The 19,764-nt window shown below is 63.4% G+C and carries 21 protein-coding genes, 2 tRNA genes and 1 pseudogene; 17 read left to right on the forward strand and 7 right to left on the reverse strand.

The window, feature by feature from the left end; translation table 11 throughout:
- Positions 1 to 32 precede the first annotated feature (32 nt).
- From eif1A to C437_RS06430, 6 genes are all read left to right on the forward strand, one after another.
- Entirely contained in the window at positions 33 to 320 is a 288-nt protein-coding gene (eif1A, locus tag C437_RS06405) for a translation initiation factor eIF-1A (RefSeq protein WP_004516096.1), read from the forward strand.
- 41 nt (positions 321 to 361) lie between these two features.
- Positions 362 to 1,297 (forward strand): serine/threonine-protein kinase Rio1, encoded by a 936-nt coding sequence (gene rio1, locus C437_RS06410; RefSeq protein ID WP_004516097.1) that lies wholly within the window; start codon positions 362 to 364, stop codon positions 1,295 to 1,297.
- Between the two features lie 275 nt (positions 1,298 to 1,572).
- Complete coding sequence (locus tag C437_RS06415) at positions 1,573 to 2,622, forward strand: sensor histidine kinase (protein WP_004516098.1); 1,050 nt, start codon at positions 1,573 to 1,575, stop codon at positions 2,620 to 2,622.
- Between the two features lie 230 nt (positions 2,623 to 2,852).
- The gene (locus tag C437_RS20800) at positions 2,853 to 3,953 is read left to right on the forward strand and encodes a hypothetical protein (RefSeq protein WP_170832127.1); all 1,101 of its coding nucleotides are present in this window, start codon (positions 2,853 to 2,855) and stop codon (positions 3,951 to 3,953) included.
- Positions 3,954 to 4,073: 120 nt separating this feature from the next.
- Entirely contained in the window at positions 4,074 to 4,622 is a 549-nt protein-coding gene (locus C437_RS06425) for a KH domain-containing protein (RefSeq protein ID WP_004516100.1), read from the forward strand.
- Positions 4,623 to 4,746: 124 nt separating this feature from the next.
- On the forward strand, positions 4,747 to 5,190 hold the full coding sequence (locus C437_RS06430; RefSeq protein ID WP_004516101.1) for an acyl-CoA thioesterase: 444 nt from the start codon (positions 4,747 to 4,749) through the stop codon (positions 5,188 to 5,190).
- Between the two features lie 37 nt (positions 5,191 to 5,227).
- Here C437_RS06430 and C437_RS06435 read toward each other — a convergent pair whose 3' ends face one another.
- The 3 genes from C437_RS06435 to C437_RS06445 all read right to left on the reverse strand — a co-directional run bounded on the left by C437_RS06435 (position 5,228) and on the right by C437_RS06445 (position 7,236).
- Positions 5,228 to 6,235, reverse strand: coding sequence for a restriction endonuclease (locus C437_RS06435; RefSeq protein ID WP_049919649.1), 1,008 nt, complete (start codon positions 6,233 to 6,235; stop codon positions 5,228 to 5,230).
- A 205-nt stretch (positions 6,236 to 6,440) separates the two neighbouring features.
- Positions 6,441 to 6,512 (reverse strand) — tRNA-Thr (locus C437_RS06440).
- A gap of 67 nt (positions 6,513 to 6,579) precedes the next feature.
- Positions 6,580 to 7,236 (reverse strand): DUF7114 family protein, encoded by a 657-nt coding sequence (locus C437_RS06445; RefSeq protein WP_004516103.1) that lies wholly within the window; start codon positions 7,234 to 7,236, stop codon positions 6,580 to 6,582.
- Positions 7,237 to 7,296: 60 nt separating this feature from the next.
- Here C437_RS06445 and C437_RS06450 point away from each other — a divergent pair, with 60 nt between their 5' ends.
- Together C437_RS06450 and C437_RS06455 are read left to right on the forward strand one after the other, a co-directional pair.
- Positions 7,297 to 7,971 (forward strand): enoyl-CoA hydratase/isomerase family protein, encoded by a 675-nt coding sequence (locus tag C437_RS06450; protein ID WP_004516104.1) that lies wholly within the window; start codon positions 7,297 to 7,299, stop codon positions 7,969 to 7,971.
- Positions 7,972 to 8,009: 38 nt separating this feature from the next.
- Complete coding sequence (locus C437_RS06455) at positions 8,010 to 8,780, forward strand: DUF3105 domain-containing protein (RefSeq protein WP_004516105.1); 771 nt, start codon at positions 8,010 to 8,012, stop codon at positions 8,778 to 8,780.
- A gap of 21 nt (positions 8,781 to 8,801) precedes the next feature.
- Here C437_RS06455 and C437_RS06460 read toward each other — a convergent pair whose 3' ends face one another.
- Positions 8,802 to 9,635, reverse strand: a complete 834-nt coding sequence (locus C437_RS06460) for an NAD+ synthase (protein ID WP_004516106.1) — start codon at positions 9,633 to 9,635, stop codon at positions 8,802 to 8,804.
- A 219-nt stretch (positions 9,636 to 9,854) separates the two neighbouring features.
- Between C437_RS06460 and C437_RS06465 the strand changes: the two genes are divergently transcribed.
- The 9 genes from C437_RS06465 to C437_RS06505 all read left to right on the forward strand — a co-directional run bounded on the left by C437_RS06465 (position 9,855) and on the right by C437_RS06505 (position 17,953).
- Positions 9,855 to 9,925 (forward strand) — tRNA-Gly (locus C437_RS06465).
- A 728-nt stretch (positions 9,926 to 10,653) separates the two neighbouring features.
- Positions 10,654 to 11,661 (forward strand): AAA family ATPase, encoded by a 1,008-nt coding sequence (locus C437_RS06470; RefSeq protein ID WP_004516107.1) that lies wholly within the window; start codon positions 10,654 to 10,656, stop codon positions 11,659 to 11,661.
- A 185-nt stretch (positions 11,662 to 11,846) separates the two neighbouring features.
- Positions 11,847 to 12,155: a 30S ribosomal protein S24e gene (locus tag C437_RS06475; protein WP_004516108.1), complete on the forward strand. Its 309-nt coding sequence runs from the start codon at positions 11,847 to 11,849 to the stop codon at positions 12,153 to 12,155.
- The gene (locus tag C437_RS06480) at positions 12,156 to 12,290 is read left to right on the forward strand and encodes a 30S ribosomal protein S27ae (protein WP_004516109.1); all 135 of its coding nucleotides are present in this window, start codon (positions 12,156 to 12,158) and stop codon (positions 12,288 to 12,290) included.
- A 9-nt stretch (positions 12,291 to 12,299) separates the two neighbouring features.
- Entirely contained in the window at positions 12,300 to 13,961 is a 1,662-nt protein-coding gene (locus tag C437_RS06485; RefSeq protein ID WP_004516110.1) for a bifunctional N(6)-L-threonylcarbamoyladenine synthase/serine/threonine protein kinase, read from the forward strand.
- A 265-nt stretch (positions 13,962 to 14,226) separates the two neighbouring features.
- The gene (locus tag C437_RS06490) at positions 14,227 to 14,502 is read left to right on the forward strand and encodes a DUF5808 domain-containing protein (RefSeq protein ID WP_004516111.1); all 276 of its coding nucleotides are present in this window, start codon (positions 14,227 to 14,229) and stop codon (positions 14,500 to 14,502) included.
- A 45-nt stretch (positions 14,503 to 14,547) separates the two neighbouring features.
- On the forward strand, positions 14,548 to 15,219 hold the full coding sequence (locus C437_RS06495; RefSeq protein WP_004516112.1) for a non-canonical purine NTP pyrophosphatase: 672 nt from the start codon (positions 14,548 to 14,550) through the stop codon (positions 15,217 to 15,219).
- Between the two features lie 99 nt (positions 15,220 to 15,318).
- Positions 15,319 to 16,116, forward strand: a complete 798-nt coding sequence (locus C437_RS06500; RefSeq protein ID WP_004516113.1) for an SDR family NAD(P)-dependent oxidoreductase — start codon at positions 15,319 to 15,321, stop codon at positions 16,114 to 16,116.
- A gap of 133 nt (positions 16,117 to 16,249) precedes the next feature.
- A complete protein-coding gene (locus tag C437_RS06505) occupies positions 16,250 to 17,953 on the forward strand; it encodes a methyl-accepting chemotaxis protein (protein ID WP_004516114.1) in 1,704 nt (567 codons plus the stop codon).
- Between the two features lie 6 nt (positions 17,954 to 17,959).
- Here the strand turns inward: C437_RS06505 and C437_RS06510 are convergent, their stop codons facing one another.
- The 3 genes and pseudogenes from C437_RS06510 to C437_RS06520 all read right to left on the reverse strand — a co-directional run.
- Positions 17,960 to 18,436, reverse strand: a complete 477-nt coding sequence (locus tag C437_RS06510; protein ID WP_004516115.1) for a PIN domain-containing protein — start codon at positions 18,434 to 18,436, stop codon at positions 17,960 to 17,962.
- Between the two features lie 373 nt (positions 18,437 to 18,809).
- Positions 18,810 to 19,475, reverse strand: coding sequence for a potassium channel family protein (locus tag C437_RS06515; RefSeq protein WP_004516117.1), 666 nt, complete (start codon positions 19,473 to 19,475; stop codon positions 18,810 to 18,812).
- 57 nt (positions 19,476 to 19,532) lie between these two features.
- A pseudogene (locus tag C437_RS06520) lies at positions 19,533 to 19,764 on the reverse strand (hypothetical protein); the annotation flags it as partial.

Here is a 19,764-nt window from a genome sequence, read left to right on the forward strand (position 1 = left end):
ACCTTAAACCTCTCCCCGTCGAAGTACCGTCTATGAGCGACAACGACAGCCGAAAGAACTTGCGGATGCCGGAAGAGGACGAGGTGTTCGCCGTCGTCATGGACATGCTTGGCGCGAACCGCGTCAAGGTACGCTGTATGGACGGCGTCGAACGCACAGCCCGGATTCCGGGCAAGATGCAAAAGCGAATCTGGATACGGGAAGACGACGTTGTGCTGGTCGAGCCATGGGACTGGCAAGACGAGAAGGCCGACATCACGTGGCGCTACGAGAAACAGGACGCCGACCAGCTACGCGAGGAGGGACACATCCAGGAGTAGCCTGATATGTATCTGGCCGCGGGCTCGACGGAGGCAAAAGCGTGACCGAGGGGCAGTTCGGCCTGCTCGACACTGACGACGTTGACTCGCCGGGCGACGAGTGGGAGGAAGTCGATGTCTCCGACACGGAAGCCGACCGTATCGCCCGCAAGCGGGACCGCGAATTTAGCGAGTTCCGAAAGCGAATCAAGGACGCCGACCAGTTCAAAGTCGAGGCCAGCGTCTTCGACGACGCGACCTACGGTGCGCTGTACAAGCTCGTCCAGGACGGCCACATCGACGCCTTCGGCGGGCCGATCTCGACCGGGAAGGAGGCCAACGTCTACACGGCGCTGTCGGGCGAGACAGAGGTCGCCGTCAAGGTGTACCGCATCAACGCCTCCGACTTCAAGGACATGCGGAGCTATCTCGACGGTGACCCCCGCTTCGAGGGAATCGGCTCTGACAAAAAGAAGGTCGTCACCGCATGGGTTCGCAAGGAATCATCGAACCTCAAGCGCGCCCGCCGGGCCGGCGTCCGGACGCCGGAACCCATCGCCGTCGAGCGGAACGTCCTCGTCATGGAGTATCTCGGGACCGAAGAGGGCCGCAGCAAGCGCCTCAGCGAGGTCCACATCGAGAATCCCGAAACCGCCTACGAAGTCGTCAAGGAGTACACCCGCCGGCTGTACGACGCCGGCCTCGTCCACGGCGACCTCTCGGAATACAACATCGTCTTCCACGAGGGCCAGCTGTACATCATCGACCTCGGACAGGCGGTGACCATCCACCACCCCAACGCCGACGACTTCCTGGAACGGGACTGTCGCAACGTCGCGAACTTCTTCGCCAGACAGGGCGTCGACGCCACGCCGGCGGAACTGCTCGCGTACGTCCGGGAGTACGCGACGCCGAAGGACAAGGACGACACCGCCCCGGGGAGCGACGACGACGCCGTCCCGCAGGGAACGCCAGCCGACCGCCGCGACGAGGAGTAGTCGCCGACTTTCTGTCCGGCCCACTGGATGTCGGTCGGTGAGGATTTATCACCGGAGCGACGACAGACCACCACCATTAGCGGTCATGCCAGCGATCTTCCCGGAAGAGATCGCGGGACTGCGCTTCTGTTACCCGGTTCCTCACAACCCGGTCTGGCTGTGAAAACCACAGTGTGTAAGATGTTAGGTGTTGTACATCTCAGTATGGATGACCTGTCACCGCGCTACCGCTGCCGTATGAGCCGGCGCTGGCCTGTCCCGAGCAGGTGCGGCTGATGGACAGCCCCCCATCTGACAGCAGTTCGGACCAGCAGGCAGCACACACCGACGATTCGGTTTCTGACCGGCTCATCGAGGGACTGTCATCGCATGCAGTGTTCATGCTCGACGGTGATGGCACCGTCACGACCTGGCCCGACCCGGCAGCGACGCTGTACGGCTACGACCGGGACGCGACGGTCGGCCGCCACGTCGAGATGCTGTTCGCCGACCCCGAAGAAATGGAAACGGCCGTCGAGTCGCTGCTAGTGGAGGCAGCGAACGGTCCCGTCGAGACACAGCACTGGCACCGGCAGGCCGACGGATCGGTGTTCTGGGCGACCCTCTCGCTCTCGCCGCTCGGGGACGGGGACCCGGAGGGGTTCGTCGCAGTCAGTCAGGACACGACCGAGAAACACCAGTACGACAAGATGCTCGAACGCCAGAACGACCGGCTCAAGGAGTTCACCGATATCCTCGCCCACGACCTCCGGAGTCCGCTCAGCGTCATCTCCTCGCGAGTGCATCTGGCCCGCGAAACCGGTGACGAGGAACACCTCGACGCGCTCGAAGAGACGAGCGATAGGATGGCCCGCCTCGTCGACGACCTGCTCTCTGTTGCCGAGCAGGGTAACGTCGTCACCGACCCTGAAACGACGAACGTCAAGGACGTTGTCGACACCGCTTGGGAAGGGGCCGCCGGAACCACCGAGCGAGCCACGCTCCACTACGACACTATTAGTTCGGTGAGCGCCGACGCCGACCGCCTCATCGAACTGTTCGAGAACCTCTTTCAGAACAGCATTCGACACGGTGACGGCGCCGTTATCGTCCGCGTCGGTCCGCTAGACGGCGGCTTCTACGTCGAGGACGACGGCCCCGGCATCCCGGCCGACAATCAGGACGACGTGTTCGACCACGGCTTCACGACCGCCGAAGAGGGCAGCGGCTACGGACTCTCGATTGTCCGGACCATCGCGGGCGCACACGGCTGGGACACCATCGTTACCGACAGCGACACCGGCGGCGCGCGGTTCGAGGTTACTGGGGTTGAGTTTCTGGACTGACAGCAGGGTCTATGGGACGTGTTTCCGACACAGCCCTGACCGTTCACCGTCGGCGGGTGGCGAATGGAAACCACCGCTCGTGATAGCCACCACCGTTGGACTGTCCCACAGAAGCAGAACAGCAATAAGCGACGGCCCGGTGACAACCAACGACGAGAGCCTATCACTGCGAGTCAATCGCCCGCTATCTACCGATGAGACGCCCTCCAACCCCCACGACCGGACAGCTAGTGCCACTCGCTGCCCTCCTTGGTGTGATGCTGCTGGTCGCATACCCGGGCTTTGCTGCTGCCGCAGGAAGCCCGACAGCCGATGGACACTCGCCATCGACGACGACGCACGGTCACACCATCACAGCCGAGTCGGCGACCCCACAGACGGAATGCTCAGTGCACCACGAACACCCTGAGGCACCGGCCACCGCCTCCTCGTACCACTATGTCGACGGACTCGGGGCCGCGTCGGCGACCAACTGGACCGCCGGCGAAATCCTCCGTATCGGCGCAGACGGAGACTGTTCGCTTGGTGTCCGCGACAACGCCACCGCGACGCTTACCGCCACGACAGTCAACGCCAGTCAGGGCACTGTAACCGGTGTCGTTGACGTGGGTCGTGGCGGGGCGCTACGGGTCGTTGAGCGCGCCGACGGGAACGCCACAGCTGCAGTGTCCATCCAGAATGTCGGTCGAGAGAATAACGACCGCATCGACATCATCGCGACGGACGAAAGCGGAACAGTGGCGTCCAAGCGCATCACAGCTCCCACTGGTCGGTTCTTCGCCGTCGAGATCCGCTGGTATCCGAACGGGACTGCACAGGTCGCGCTGTGGGATACTGACCAGCAGCGCCGGGACCGCGTGATCAGAACGGTTTCGACCAGCACTGCAAACACCGCTTGGCAGGTCCAGCTCGATGGCCGAGCATATCTCGACGAAATCGCAGTTGGGACCCACGACACTGCGACGACCACCACCAAGGACGGCGGGCAGCCATCGGAGTCACCCGTCCAGGCCACGGACACAGTGGACCAGAATGACGAGACAGGGACACCGGACACGGTCAGTTTCAATCCCAGGCCTGAGGAAAGACAGCCCGAGGAATCTCAGTCCGGCCTCCTGTTCGGCCCGCTCACAGCGATTGGTGGCGCGCTCATGTACCGGTATGCGTACGGAGTCACGAAGTTGTGCGAGCAACTGGACGCCATCGGGAGCACAACCCGTTCCAGTGCGGTCGAGCCAGCCGACTGGAACGTTATGCTCACGAAACTGGCGGGCGCAGCCGGTTGTGTCTTCGGTCTCATCTGGTTTCTTTCCGCCGTATTGCGCGTCTGACCGGCCACGTCGCACTATGTAACGGACAACTGACCGCCAGCCGAGGGGTGTCACTTGGTACCAGCCAGTCCAGACGCCGAAGTTTTAAACAGGCAGACCCTCCTAAAAAGAGGTATACTTATGCAACACGTGAAGATTCCGCAGGACCGTATCGGTGTGCTGATCGGCGAGGGCGGTGAGACCATGCGCGAGATCGAGGAGCGCGCAGAGGTCCGACTGGATATCGATTCCGAGGACGGCACAGTGAAAGTCGAGTCCGTCGGCGACCCCGTAACGGCACTGAAAGGCCCTGACATCGTGAAGGCCATCGGCCGCGGGTTCGCCCCCGACGATGCGCTGGCGCTCCTCGACGACGACATGATGATGTTCGAACTCATCGACATCGAGGCCGCCTCCCGTAACAAGAACGACTTCCGTCGCCAGAAGGGGCGTCTCATCGGCGAGGGCGGCCGAACGCGGGAACTCATGCAAGAGCTCTCCGGCGCGGCTGTGGTCATCTACGGCTCGACGCTGGGCATCATCGGCGGTCCGGAGCAGGTCGACGCCGTCCGAGAAGCCGCTGAGATGATTCTCGACGGTGCGCCACACGGCTCCGTCTACTCGTTCCTCGAACGCAAACACAACGAGATGAAGCACAAGGGCCTCGAATACCACCAGTTCACCGGGTAGATACTGTTGTTCGGCCGTTCGCCCGACGATTGCGCGCCACGCGACGGTGTAAGCACGCGTGGTCGCTGTCAGGTTGTCACAGACGCACCACACCGTTTTGCCGCAACAGGCTCTACGAGGAGGTATGCCGACCATCGCCGAGACGCACATCGTCAACCGCGAGCGCGTCCAGCCAACTCACGCGAACAACTACCAGAGCGCTCACGGCGGCATCGTCATGAAGTGGATGGACGAGATCGGGGCGATGTCGGCCATGCGGGCCGCCAGGGAGTCCTGCGTGACCGCACAGATGTCCCGCGTCGACTTCGAGCGGCCGATTCCTATCGGCGACACTGCCCTTATCGACTCATATGCCTACGCGACTGGCCGAACTAGCGTCCGGGTCCGTATCGAGGTCGCTCGCGAGGACCCCCACACAGGCGAAACGGAGGAAACGACCAGCGCGTACGCCACCTTCGTCGCCGTCGACGACGGGACACCGACGCCCGTCCCCGAACTGACCGCCGAAAGCGAGGAGTGCCGTGAACTGCGGGACAGAGCGCTGGCTGAGGAACCCGAGCGAGACTGAGGCGAGTCAGTCGGCTGGGAGGTGTGCCGGTCAGCAATTAGACGCTGATGAACTTCTTGCTACGGCCTTCGGGCCGCTCGGCTATCTCTGGGAGGACGGTGAGCCACTGGCCGAGCGTACTCGCTCGGCGAGCCACGCTTGAGTCGGACAGGTCCGTCTCGGCAGCCAGCACCGCCTTCAGCTCATCGTACGAGAGGGACCCGCGCTCCGCTATCACCGTCGCAAGGCGGTCGACAATTTCGACCTGTCGAAGCCCAGCAATGAGTCGCTCACGGGCCGCGTCGGTATCGCACGACTCGTGCAGGCGGAGGTATTCGACCCCATGCTTCGTCAACCCCCAGCGACGGACCTCACGACCGTCGACCTCCGTCGGCGTGTCCTCGTGTACGAAGCCCAACAGCCAGCCCGCAGTGCCGTAGAGGTCAGCGTGCCGCGAGTCAAACTCCGGGACGGCACGGTTGATTTCTGCTCTGGTGCCGTCCGTCTCGTCGATGGCCGTCAAGAACTCCCGAAGCGATTCGAAACTGTTGGCAAGCGGGACCTCGTTCGAGGGAATCGTATCGATCCGCTCCGGTTCGGTCAGCGCGTCCCAAAACGCCGGCTGTAGCTCGTAGCCACTGACCTTCTCCGCAACACCGATGTTGTTGCTGACCATCGTTGCCGCGAGTTGCGCCCCGTCGACGAGGTGTATCTGAAGGTTCTCGGCCGCTCGTCTCGCCGGCCCTGTAAACGAACTGGAGGTGAGATAGGTTCCCGTCTGGTAGTTTCCCTGTGTCAGTGCCCCACTGAACCGCTGTACGTGCCCGCTGCTAACCGTATTGCCTTCGTCGTATCGCTTGACCTGCGCGCCGAACAACACCCGGACGACATCCTCATCGATGACGCCCTCGACATCGATGCCGTCGTCCTGCCGGAACGCCGTTACCTGCATCGACTCTGTCTCGAGGCGGCGGCTGAGGACCATCTTGCACAGAATCTCGAACTGCTCCGGCGACACCTCGTACATCCTGTCTCGGAGATGGTCTTGCATAGCCGCGGCGTGCATATCTCTCACCAGCGGCCACGCTCACATAAGCGCCGGGCATGGTTTCGGTGGCCGCGACAATGCGCTTCGGAATCGAGCCGGCCGGAATCTGCACCGGAGGCAGAATCGCGTCGCTCGCCTTCCAGAGATTCAAATCCCGGTTCTGACTCTCCAACGACAGTAGCCACTCGGCGACGGACCGTCTCGCAGAAGTGTGGTCGGAAGAAGCCTAGGCCGGAATTTGAATCCGGGGTCTCGTCCTTACCAAGGACGCGCTTTACCGCTAAGCTACCCAGGCACGCATCAATGTGTATCCGGCAATTGTCTAAAGTCGTTTCGATTCGGGACCGGTGTGTCGGTTAGTATCAGTGGTCGGCGGCGGCCTCGGTCCCGTCCCCGGACGGCTGTTCGGCACCCGCGCGAGCTCGAAGGGCGTCAGCGACCTCCTCACCGAGCAGGTCACCGTTCGACGGGAGGCCGTCGACGGCCAGTTCGGTCGCGTACTCCCGAAGCGTCGGCGTGGGTCGGATGCCGGCAGCGGTGACACCGGCGACCACGGCGAGTTCAAGAACGTCGGTTTCCAGCGCGGTGTCGAGGCTTTCGTCGTCGGTCGTCTGACGAACTGTCTGGTCGTGGCCGAACGAACGGACGACAGCGACAGCGGCGTCGGCGGCTTCGGTTCTGGCGAGCAGGTAGAAGCCACGTGAGACGAGGATGTCCGCGATGAGGATGTCCAGGTCGGCGGTGTCGCGGTCACCGTTGACCCAGGGGTCATCGCGGGCCAGTTGCCGAGTGAGCGAGAGCCCCTCGTAGATGAGTTGGACGCCGGCGGCTCGGTCAGCGACGCCGTCAGCCAGGTCGACCGGTGGGTCGCTGGTTACACCCGCGCTGACGAGCGTCAGGACGCCGGGCGCCAGCGACGCGTCATCCAGACGAGCGTCAATGCGCTCGTGAAGCCGGTCAGGCTCGACATCGTCGACTGCCGCCAACGCCGCTCGGCGAACTGCCGCCACTTCCTCCATTATGAGGGTCTAGCGACGGGAAGGGCAAAGACCTTTGGAAACCGCAGAGTCACAGCAAGCATGGTACAGACCACGAACAGCGATGGTATCCGGACCCTGACGCTCGACCGGCCAGACCAGCGCAATGCGCTCACCAGCGCGGCGCTGCGTGACCTCGAAGCGGCGGTCGAGTCCGCGACCGAGCCAGTGCTGTATCTACACGGCGATGGCGAGGCGTTCTGTGCCGGCGCGGATCTGGATGAGGTCAAGGCCCTCGATTCGGAGCGCGCCGAGGCGTTTGCGGCGCTGGGCCAGCGGGTCGCCCGGACACTCGAATCCTACGACGGGGCCGTCGTCGCCGGTATCGATGGCGCGGCACGGGGCGGCGGCGTCGAACTGGCACTAGCCTGTGATATCCGTGTAGCGACACCCGATGCAACGCTGGCCGAGACAGGAGTCAAGCTCGGCTTGTTCGGCGCGTGGGGTGGGACCGCGCGGCTCCCCGATATCGTCGGGACCGGCGACGCATTGGATATCGCGCTGTCTGGTCGAACGCTCGACGCCGAGACGGCACTGCAGATGGGGCTGGTCTCGCGAGTCACTGCGGAGCCGCGGGCCGTCGCCGAAGAGTTGGCGGGCGTCGACGCGGACGCGCTTCGAGTGCTGAAAGCACGGATACGAGACGATGCAGACAGCGAGACACAGGAGCGCCGCGAGCAGCGGGCCTTTGCCGAGCTCAACGCCAAGACGGAGTAGGAAAGGGTACAAGACGCCGCCTCGCGTACGGACTGCTAATGGTCGACTGTGAGTATTGCTCTGAATCGTTCGACGGCGACGACGCCTATCTCGACCACCTCGCCGACGCTCACGACGGCGAGCTGGGTGCGATTGACCGACGGCGAGTCGAGGAGCATACCGGAGGCGGGGACGGCACCGCCCTCCCGGTCGGACCAATCGTCATCGGCATCGTCGTGGTGTTCGCTATCGGGCTTACAGCGTACGCGACCCAGCTGAGTGGTGGGGGCGGCGGCAGCGACACAGACCTCGTCGGAACGACGGGCGCACAGCCGCTCTCGGCGGTCGAGGCCGACGGCGTCGAGGCGTCGTCGCTCGATGGGGCCGGGAACAGCGACCGCCTGGCCGGCGTCGAGCAGTTCCCGGACAGAGGGACCAACCACGTCGAAGCGGGGAGCGCCATCGACTACCAGCGGGTCCCGCCGCTCTCCGGGACGCACTACGCCTCGACAGTCGATGCAGGCTTCTACGAGGCGACGCCACTGCTCGGTTCGCTCGTCCACACGCTCGAACACGGCGCGGTCGTCGTCTACTACGACCCCGACGAGATCTCACCCGAGGCCAAGGAGAGCCTGCGGGAGTTCTCCAGCACCCACACCGGCACCTGGCGGAGCGTCGTCGCCGTCCCGAACCCCAACGACGATCCACGGGCACCATACGTCGTGACCGCGTGGCGACACGAGCTAACGATGGACAGCTACGACGCCGAAACCATCCACGCGTTCCTCTCGGAGTATCTGGGTCGCGGCCCAGAGAACCCGGTTCGTTAGCGCCTGAAACGACAAAAAGACTCAGTACAGCGGGTCCGGACCCGGTGGCATCGCGCGCTTGTGGGCGCTCGATTTGTACATCTCACGGACAGTCTCGACGACATCGAGCGGGACACCAAGCCGGTCGGCTGTCGCAGCCGCCGGAACACCGCCGTCGATGTGCAGAGCGAGGATAGAGTCGAGCGTGTCGTAGTCCATCCCCATCTCGTCGGCGTCGGTTTGTCCGGCCCACATCTCGGCGCTAGCGGTCTTTTCGGCGAGGTCATCAGGGACACCGATATGTTTCGCCAGCTGCCGGACCTGTTGTTTGTACAGCGGCGCGATAGGATGGCAGTCCACGGCACCGTCGCCGTATTTCGTGTAGTAGCCGACCAATGCCTCGCTACGGTTTCCAGTCCCCAGTACCAGCGCCTGTTCGTGGTTGCCGACGAGATAGTTCAGCACCGCTCGACAGCGAACCCGAAGGTTGCCAACGGCGAGCTGATCGTCCTCGGCGTCCGGATAGGCATCGAGGAACGCGTCGACCAGCGGGTTGATCTCGATGACGTCGTACTCGATGCCGAGCAGGTCGTTGGCTACCCGTTCGGCGTCGCTCATGTTGTCGGCACGGTTGACCTCGCTTGGCATTACGAGTCCGTGAACGGCGTCACGGCCGAGCGCGTCGACGGCCAGATGCGAGACAAGCGTGCTATCGATGCCACCCGAAAGCCCCATCACAACGGTGTCGACACCGGCGGCGTCGACCTGCTCCTCGATGAACGACGTGATATGGTCGTGATGCGCCTCCAATTCAGCCTCAGAGAACGTCAGGTTCAGCGGCTCATCGGCACGGACAATGGATTCGGCCGTTGCCATAGTCTCTAGTTGGACGGACGGAACTAATACCCATCTATCGGCGTGATATTTTCGGACACGCGTCCAGTCAAAACGCTACGTTCAAGTGCAGTCGCTGTGCACAGTTCGACACGGGGTTCGCAGGTCCGACGGACCTGCAGTCTACCGAAGTGCGCCCGTGGTGAGCAAAGCCGACAGATTTGCGAGCCTCGGCGCGCGAGTGAACGCAGTGGCCGATGCGCGCCGGTGGTCCAGTGGTAGGACATTGCCTTCCCAAGGCAATAGCCCGGGTTCAATTCCCGGCCGGCGCACTCCCTGCGGTCGTTTGCCGCCCGATATTCGCAAACGCTCCGCGTTTGCTCACTCCCGGCCGGCGCATTTTGCTGCGAGCAATTCGCGAGCAGCAAATGCAGTCCACAGGGAATTGAATCACGCGAGGCGAACGGAGTGAGTCTCGCCATCGGGTTCAATCACCGACAGACTCCGTCTGTCGTGGCTCGCAAACGCTCCGCGTTTGCTCACTCCCGGCCGGCGCACTCCCTGCGGTCGTTTGCCGCCCGATGTTCGTGAACCACTAGTTCGCTCACTCCCGGCCGACGTATGTTGCTGCGAACAGCCAGAGACGCGAAGTGAGTGGCAGACCGATACACAGGCGGAATACGACTCCAGCTTCGCTGGTGTTCTTCTAGGTGCGTAGAGTGAATAGTTATGTGAGCAGTATGTGTATTTAGCTAACATATGCCACGACCATCTACTCGACCTCACAATCCTCTCCGGGAATGTAAGCAATGCGGCGAACCGGTAATCAAGACAGCAGACGCAGAGTTCGAGTGCGTGGAGTGCGGATGGCAGCCAGCAGCAGACAGTCCGCTCTCGTAATCGAGATTCGGGGTGGCCGGTGCTGGTGTGCCGGTCACCGGTAAATGTCGGGCGTGGGGCGGACCGAATGTGTCGCTACGACACCGTTGGTACTAACGGGAAGCGTGAGCCCGTGGACCGCGGGATACTTGTCGGGGCCGGGCATACCCAGTGCCAACAGATGGACGCGCCGCTGTGGACGGAGACACACGCCCCGGAGTTGTCGGATATCCGCCAGCCGAAGGCCCGCGAGCACCTGCAGGGAGCCATCGAAGAGCCGATGAACCTGCTGGTCCACGGGCCGAAAGGAAGCGGGAAGACGGCCGCAGTCCGAGCCTTTGCTCGTGAGGTCCACGAGAACCCCGACGCGGACTTCACGGAACTCAACATGGCCGACGTGTTCGGCATGACGAAAAAAGAGGTCGCAAACGACCCGCGGTTCGCGTCGTTCATCGACAGCAAGCGACGGCGCGAGTCCTCGAAGGCCGACCTCATTAACCACGTCCTCAAGGAATCAGCCAGCTACTCCCCGGTGTCGGGCAGCTACAAGACCATCCTGCTGGACAACGCCGAGGGGATGCGCGAGGACTTCCAGCAGGCGCTGCGTCGAGTGATGGAGCAGTACTACGAGGCGACGCAGTTCGTCATCGCAACACGTCAGCCCTCAGCTGTTATCCCGCCGATCCGCTCGCGGTGTTTCCCGGTCGTGATGCGCGAGCCGACCCACGAGGAGACGGCGTCGGTACTGGAGGACATCGTCACCGCGGAGGGCGTCGACCACGACGATGACGGCATCGAGTACGTCGCCGGCTACGCGGAGGGGGACCTCCGGACAGCGGTGCTGGCCGTCCAGACGACTGCCGAAGCCGAGGGTGAGGTGACGATGGACGCTGCCTTCGAGACCCTCAACGCCATCGAGGCCGACGACCAAGTCGAGCAGATGATCGATGCGGCCGAGGACGGGCGCTTTACTGACGCGCGGTCGACGCTCGATGACCTGCTCGTCGACGAAGGGTACGGCGCGTCCGACATCCTCGACGATATGCTGGACGTGGCCCGGTCGCGCTACTCCGGCGACCGGTTAGCCGAGATTCACACGATGGCTGGCGAGACGGACATGGCGCTTGTCGACGCGGCCAACGAGCGAATCCACCTTTCGCATCTCCTTGCACAGCTTGGCGAACAGTAAGGGACGGCGTTCAGCCGCTATCGCTCTGGAAGCGCTGTACCGGACACAGCCGGCCGCTATAACATGTTCCCGCCCCACCGCCGAACCGGGGGACGACGCGGTGACACGGAATCGCGGACGGAGACGGCGTCAGCCGCTTCGAAATCCTTTTACGCGCTTCGGCGGGTAGATACGGACAACGAACCATGGATATCGACATCATCGAAGAAGACGAGAATCCCATGTTGCACCGCACGGACGTCCGGTTCGAGGTCGTCCACGACGAAGCCACCCCTTCCCGTCTCTCTGTCCGCGACTCTCTTGCGGCCACGCTGAACAAGGATGCCGAAGAAGTCGTCATCCACAAGCTCGACACCAAGTTCGGCATGCGGAAGACGGTCGGCTACGCGAAGGTCTACGACAACCCCGAGTACGCCCGCGACGTTGAGCAGGACCACATGCTCGAACGCAACAAGATCGTCGCCGACGGCGAAGAGGAAGCGGAGGAAGCATAGATGCCACACAACGAATACTACAACGACGACGGCGAACTCGACCGCGAAACCTGCCCCCGGTGCGGTGACACCGTCCTCGCCGAACACGAGGACCGCCAGCACTGCGGCAAGTGCGGCTACACCGAGTGGAAGTAAGGCCGCCCGATGCGTATTCTGGGTATCGAAGGTACCGCCTGGGCAGCCAGTGCTTCGGTGTTCGAGACACCGGACCCAGCGCAGGTCACTGACGACGATCACGTTTTCATCGAGACTGACGCCTACGCGCCAGACAGCGGCGGCATCCATCCGCGAGAAGCCGCCGAGCACATGGGCGAGGCCATCCCGACCGTCGTCGAGACGGCCATCGACCACGCACACGAGCGGGCGACCGCTGACGGCGCGAGCGAACGCGGAGCTGACAGCTCCCCTATCGACGCCGTCGCCTTCGCTCGTGGCCCGGGGCTGGGACCCTGTCTCCGCATCGTCGCCACCGCCGCCAGAGCCGTCGCGCAGCGATTCGACGTGCCGCTGGTCGGCGTGAACCACATGGTCGCCCACCTCGAAGTGGGCCGCCACCGCTCGGGCTTTGACTCGCCGGTGTGTCTGAACGCCTCCGGCGCGAACGCCCACATCCTCGGCTATCGGAACGGCCGCTACCGCGTGCTGGGCGAGACGATGGACACCGGCGTCGGCAACGCTATCGACAAGTTCACCCGCCACATCGGCTGGTCACACCCAGGCGGGCCGAAGGTCGAACAGCACGCCCGCGACGGCGAGTACCACGAACTACCCTACGTCGTCAAGGGGATGGACTTCTCCTTTTCGGGAATCATGAGCGCCGCCAAACAGGCCGTCGACGATGGCGTCCCGGTCGACGATGTCTGTCGCGGGATGGAGGAAACCATCTTCGCGATGCTGACGGAAGTCGCCGAGCGGGCGCTGTCGCTGACCGGCGCTGACGAACTGGTGCTTGGCGGCGGTGTCGGCCAGAACGACCGCCTCCAGCGGATGCTCGGTGAGATGTGCGAGCAACGCGGCGCGAAGTTCTACGCCCCCGAAAACCGCTTCCTGCGGGACAACGCCGGCATGATAGCCATGCTCGGCGCGAAGATGTACGCGGCCGGCGACACCATCGCCATCGAGGACTCGCGTATCGACTCAAACTTCCGGCCCGACGAGGTGGCCGTCACCTGGCGCGGGACCGAGGAGTCGGTGGACAGCTACCGCACAGGGACCGACGAAGTTCAGGGCGCGGAGGCGACCGTCCGTTTCGACGGGGACCGCGTCATCAAGGAGCGCGTCCCGCGGAGCTACCGCCACCCGTCGCTCGATGAGCGGCTGCGAACCGAACGCACCAGACAGGAAGCCCGACTCACCAGCGAGGCGCGCCGGCACGGCGTCCCGACGCCGCTGGTCCGGGACGTGGACCCGCAGGAGGCCCGCATCGTCTTCCAGCGAGTGGGTGACGCGGACCTCCGTGAGGGCCTGACCGAGTCCCGCGTTACGGACGTGGGTCGCTGGCTCGCTCGCATCCACAATGCTGGCTTCGTCCACGGTGACCCGACGACGCGCAACGTCCGGGTCGGGAGCCGGGACGGACAGGGAGACCAGACCTTCCTCATCGACTTCGGCCTCGGTTACTACACGCAGGAGGCAGAGGACCACGCGATGGACCTCCACGTCCTCGCACAGTCGCTCGCCGGGACTGCGGACGACCCCGAGACGCTGCTGTCGGCCGCCGAGGACGCCTACCGGACAGAGAGCGATCACGCCGACGCGGTGTTCACCAGTCTCGACGACATCGAGGGGCGCGGGCGGTATCAGTAATATAAGGACTATCTGAGTCGCGGTCGGCGGAGCAAGCATACCGCGGTCTTCGACCGCGGTTTCACGCGAATCGCGTCGCGATTCGCGCATTTTTCGCCACCGAAAGACTCGCGCCGCTCGTCTTTCGAGCCTTGCTTCACTCCGTTCAGCAAGACCACGTTTTTCGAGGAGGGTTCCCGCAGCGGCGCTTCGCGCCGCGAGGAAACCCGACGAGGAAAAAGGTGGTGGACAAATGGTTTTAACCTCGGCACGAATAGCACTCAGTATGGCAGAAAAACCCCAGTCGGGAACGTTGTTCGGCGTGCCGTACAACTTCGAACGACCGAGTCTCAAGCGGTTGGTGTCAGCCTATTGGAAGCCGGGCGAAGACATGCTGGTCGAAAAGCCGTTTGGCATCGGCTACACGCTGAACCTGGCGAACTGGCGCTCGTGGGTCGTGCTGGCGGTCGCCGGCGTGATGCTGTATCTGGAACGCGGCGGCAGCAGCGAGGAGTTCGAGTCCGAGAGCGAGGACGAGCCGGTCGAAGTCGTCGTCGACTGACCGCTGTTTCGACGCCTCTTTTATCACCGGTCGCCGTGTGCCGGTATGCTCAATTTTGTCACGACCAATCCCGGGAAAGTCCGGGAGGCGACCGAATATCTCGACGACGAGGTCAACCAGTTCGACTTCGACTACCCGGAAGTTCAGGCCGACGACCTGCGAACGGTCGCGGCCGAGGGCGCGCGGGCGGCCTACCGAACGGCTGACGGGCCGGTCATCGTCGACGACGCGGGGCTGTTCATCGACGCCTTCGACGGGTTCCCCGGGCCGTACTCCTCCTACGTCGAGGACACTGTTGGCGTGGAGCGCGTCTGGCGCATGACGGAGCCGGAGGACGACCGCGGCGCGGCGTTCAAGACGGTCATCGCCTACTGCGACGGCGATGGGTTCGAGGCGACGCCGGACCCGGACGGCATCGACCGTGAGGACCGTCGCGGACAGGACCTGGCGGCCGACGACCGCGGCGTGGCGACGACGGATGAACAGGTACACAGCGGGAACGAGGAACAGAGCGGCAAGACAGTACCGGTAAAGCTGTTTGAAGGGCGCGTCGCCGGCGAGATCGTCGCCCCGCGCGGCGAGGGCGGGTTCGGCTTCGACCCCATCTTCGAGCACGACGGGACGACGTTCGCGGAGATGAGCACCGAGCAGAAGAACGCAATCTCCCACCGCGGGCGGGCGCTGGCGAAGTTCGCGGAGTGGTACGGTGAGCGGTAACGAACCGTCCGTCGAGGGATGTCCCATCCCTCGGAAGTTCCAGCGGCGAGGGACCGACGGCGCTGGAACCCGAAGCGACAACAGTCGCGGAGTGGGACGGTGAGCGGTAGCGACGTGCCGGTCGTCGGGACCGGCGGTACCGCCCTGATAACCGGTGCGTCAGCGGGCATCGGTGAAGCGCTGGCGCGTGAGTTCGCCGCACGCGGCCACGATGTGGTGCTGGCCGCCCGAAGTGAGAGGAAACTGGCGCGACTGGCTGAGGACCTCGAAACGAGGGGTGTCACGGCAACGCCAATCTCTATCGACCTCGACCGCTCTGGGGCTGCCGAAGAGCTGTACGAAGAGGTGACGAAGCGCGGTCTGGACATCGATATCCTCGTCAACAACGTCGGCGTGGGGACCTACGGCCCGTTCGCGAAGAGTGATCTGTCGGAAGAACGGACGCAGTTACGCCTGAACGTCATGCTTCCCGTCGAACTGACCCGGCTATTCATAGACGAGTTCGACGAGGGTGGCGCGGTTATCAACATGGGTTCAGTCGCCGGGTTCCAGCCGGGGCCGAACCTCGCCGGGTACTACGCGAGCAAGGCGTATATCAACAGCTTCAGCGAGGCGCTCGCAGAGGAGTTCCGAGGGTCGCCGGTCGACGTGACAGTGGTTTGTCCCGGCCCGGTCGACACAGAGTTTCAGGAACGAGCCGGGATGACGGACTCAACTGTCGGGTCGGTTGCCACGAACTCACCCGAGACGGTCGCATCGGCGGCGTATAAAGGGGCCGCGGCTGGCGAGACTGTCGTCATTCCGCGGCGGTCGATGCGGCTTATCGACCGATTGGTGAGAGTGACACCGCGCTGGGTCGTCCGGCGCGTTACAGCGCTGGTCAACCAGGACAGGTAGAGAATCAGCTCTGAGACTGCCGTTGGTTCCAGTGTTCACCACTGCCACCTGTCTGGTTTTCGTCCATCAATGCCTTTTCAATCTCCGAGAATTGGACTCGAACCTTATTATACACTGTAAGAAAAAGGAGCGTATGCTCACAGACCCGGTCGGACAGTACAAATCGGTGATACGTGGATCACTTGACCTCTTCGGCGTCTCCGGTTCAGTCGAACGGAAGGTGCTTGCAGCCGTCGGCCTGCAGTTTGCCGCGTCGGTCGCGCTGGCAGTTGTCTCGCTTGTCGCCAGCGGGACCGTCCGGTTCGTCGTCACAGGCGTGTTGCTGGCTGGCGCTATCGTCGCATTCGCCAACACGGTGTTCATCACCCGCGAGGATTTCGTCGAACCAGTTACAGCGATGGCTGCAGGCGCAGATCATATCGCGTCCGGGGAACTCGACGTGGAACTGCCAGAGAGCGAGCGCGACGACGAGGTTGCCGAACTGCTCTCGTCGTTTCGCTCGATGCAATCGTATCTGCTGACAGTGTCCGAGCAGGCCGACGCGCTCTCCCGGCAGGAGTTCGACGCCGACATTCTCGACGAGGACGTGCCCGGGACCTTCGGCCAGTCACTGGAGAAGATGGCCGCCAGTATGGACGATTACACCACCGAACTGAAGACGATGACCAGCGACCTCGAACGGCGTTCCAAGGCGCTTAACGACCTCGTCGTCGCCTTCGGTGACGCCGCCGAACAGGCGAAAGACGGGGATCTGACGGCCACCATCGACGAGGACTTCGAGGCCGACGACGAACAGTTCGATGCTGTCGTCGAGAACTACAACGACCTCGTGACGACGCTTGGAGGAACGGTGGCAACCGTTGCCGCGTTCGCTGAAGACGTCGACGAGACAAGCGATCACGTCACCCGAAGCATCGAAGAGATCGACGACGCGAGCGACGAGATTTCTCGGTCGATTCAGGAGATCTCAGCCGGCGCCAGCCAGCAGGCGTCGCGTCACGACGACGTCGCCTCAGAGATGAACACGCTGTCTGCCACTGTCGAAGAGATTGCCGCGACCGCTGAAAACGCGGCTGACACCGCGGAGAAGGCGACTCAGCGAGGGCGCGAGGGACGTGCAGACGCCGAGCAGGCGATCGACGAACTCGACGAGATGGAAGCTCGCATCGACGATATCGCCGTCGCGGTCGAAAGTCTGGTCGACCAGATCAGCGAAATCGACGACATCGTCGAGGTCATCACCGATATCGCTGAGCAAACGAACATGCTCGCGTTGAACGCCTCAATCGAGGCGGCCCGAGCGGACGCAAGCGGAGACGGATTTGCCGTCGTCGCCGATGAGGTGAAGACACTCGCAGAAGAGACCCGCGACGCAGCAACGGACGTATCGGACCGTATCCAGGCAGTCCAGCACGAGGCCAGCGAGACCGTCAGCGACGTGGAAGCGACGAACCAGCAAGTGACCGACAGCGCCGCAACCATCGAGTCGGCACTCCGAGATTTCGAGGATATCGTCGACGTGCTCGGCGAGGTCAACGCCTCGATTCAGGAGATATCAGGAGCCACCGCCGAGCAGGCAGAGACCACGCAGGAGGTCGTCGATATGGTCGACGAGGTCGCGGCAGTGAGCGAGCAGACGAACGAGGAGTCCGAGGCCGTTGCCGCCGCGACTGAAGAACAGACCGCGACGATTACCGAAGTGACCACCGAGGTACAGGAGATGGCAGCCCAGACCGACGAGCTGCGTGAGGTGCTTGCAGAGTTCGACGTTTCGGGGGACACGACCGCGCCGTCGGGAACGGTCTCCGCAGCCACAGTAACGACGGCTGACGACTGAGTATCGCTACGCGCGTGGGTCTCGATCCGGGCCGGGATACTCACCGCCTTCGACGACCGGGTACAGTGACTCCGGGTCAAACAGGCGAGCGAAGGCGTCCGGCGGCCTGACACTCAGGGACATGTGACGGTTGAGCGACGCGCCAGTCCGGGCGCTCCGCAGGCCGTCATTGTAAGAAAGGAGATGCTGTGCGCCGCCACGGTATGCCGAAGCCAGCGCAGGATGGTCACCAGCCGGGTGGTCGACGATGTCACAGTCGGGTTCGATCCGCGCCCGCCAGTCTGTTGCCAGAGCGTCATCGGCGAGATCGGCGATGACGGCGGTGGCGTCGTCTAACAGATGGTCACTTGCGACGAGCGTGACCCACGAGTGGCGGCGAACGTGGTCGAGAGCGCTACGGGCGTCACTGTCTGGCCCACACAACAGGTCGGCGGCGAGAACATCGGCGTCCGCGACGACGCGCGCTGGCGACGGCTCAGACATCGTCTTCGTCCTCCGCCCGGTGCTCTTCGAGAGCCGTACAGACAGCGTCAACCGTAGTCTGGTGGTCCGCTGCACGTTCAAACAGCGTCGCCCATGTCATAGGGGTACGCAGTCGTCGAACAATGAAAAACCCGTGCTGTCTGCCACCTGTCTGACGGGCATTTATGTCTACCGGTAGCATTTCACCCGGTACGGGCGTGCTTCCACGGCTCCAGTGAATGTCGGTGACACTGCGTGCCATCCTATCCTCCCCAGGCGCGCCCGGACACCGCGATCCTCCCTTTCATATCCTACTCCCCCCGGCTTTCGTCGAATACAGCGAGTTCTGTCAGTCTGAGCGCGACTGCAAGGAGCGGACCGGATGCCGTGAATGTCAGGCTGACGCGTCACCACGGAGCGACGCTCGGATCTCGTCTAGCCCGCCGGGGTCGGCCATGATTGCGACACTGTCACCGGGTTCGATTTCAGTCTGTGGGAGCGGAATCGTCATCGGTTCGTGGTCCGTCCCGTGTGCATAGATGTGGGCGTCGCCGGGAAGCTCCACCTCGACGACCCGTTTCCCGACGAACGGCGAGCCGTCGGGGATGCGGATGCTGGCGACCGAGAGCTGTTCGGTCAGATCGGCGAGGACGTTGAAGTCACCGCCCAGCAGCGCCGTCTTCGCGCCGGCCGCGCCCAGCCGCTCGGGGTAGATAATCTCGTCCACGTCGGCGGCGTACTTTTCGTAGATCTCCTCGCGGTAGTCGGCGTCGATCCGCAGGACGGTCCGACAGCCGAACTCTTTGCCGATCATACAGGCAGTGAAGTTCGTGTTCAGGTCGCCCGTGAGACCGCCGATGGCGTCCGCACTTTCGATGCCGGCATCAACGAGGACGCTTTCCTCGTTGCCGTCGCCTTGGATAGTCTCGAACCCGGTTTCCCTGGCCCGTTCGACCTTCACAGGGTCGTTGTCGACGATAACGACTTCGTGGCCCTCACTCTGCAGAATCCGTGCGGTCCGGATGCCGACGCGGCCATAGCCAACGATAACGAACTTCATGGCCTACGGTACGACGGCCAGCATTAAAAATGTGAACGGGTGACAGGGTGGCGCGAGTTAGCTTTCTGTCGTCGCGTTTTCTTCGGTCGCGTTGTCTGTTCCGTCAGTCTCGTCGCCTTCGTCACCCTCCTCAGTCTCGTTAGCGGGCGGCTCCTCGGTCTCGTCCGCTGGCGGCTCTTCAGTCTCGTCTGCTGGCGGCTCTTCTGTCTCGTTCGCTGGTGGCTCCTCAGTCTCGTCCGCTGGCGGTTCTTCTGTCTCGTTCGCTGGTGGCTCCTCGGTCTCGTCCGCT

Origin of the sequence: Haloarcula vallismortis ATCC 29715 (genome assembly GCF_000337775.1) — an archaeon.
GTDB classification, from domain to species: Archaea; Halobacteriota; Halobacteria; order Halobacteriales; family Haloarculaceae; genus Haloarcula; species Haloarcula vallismortis.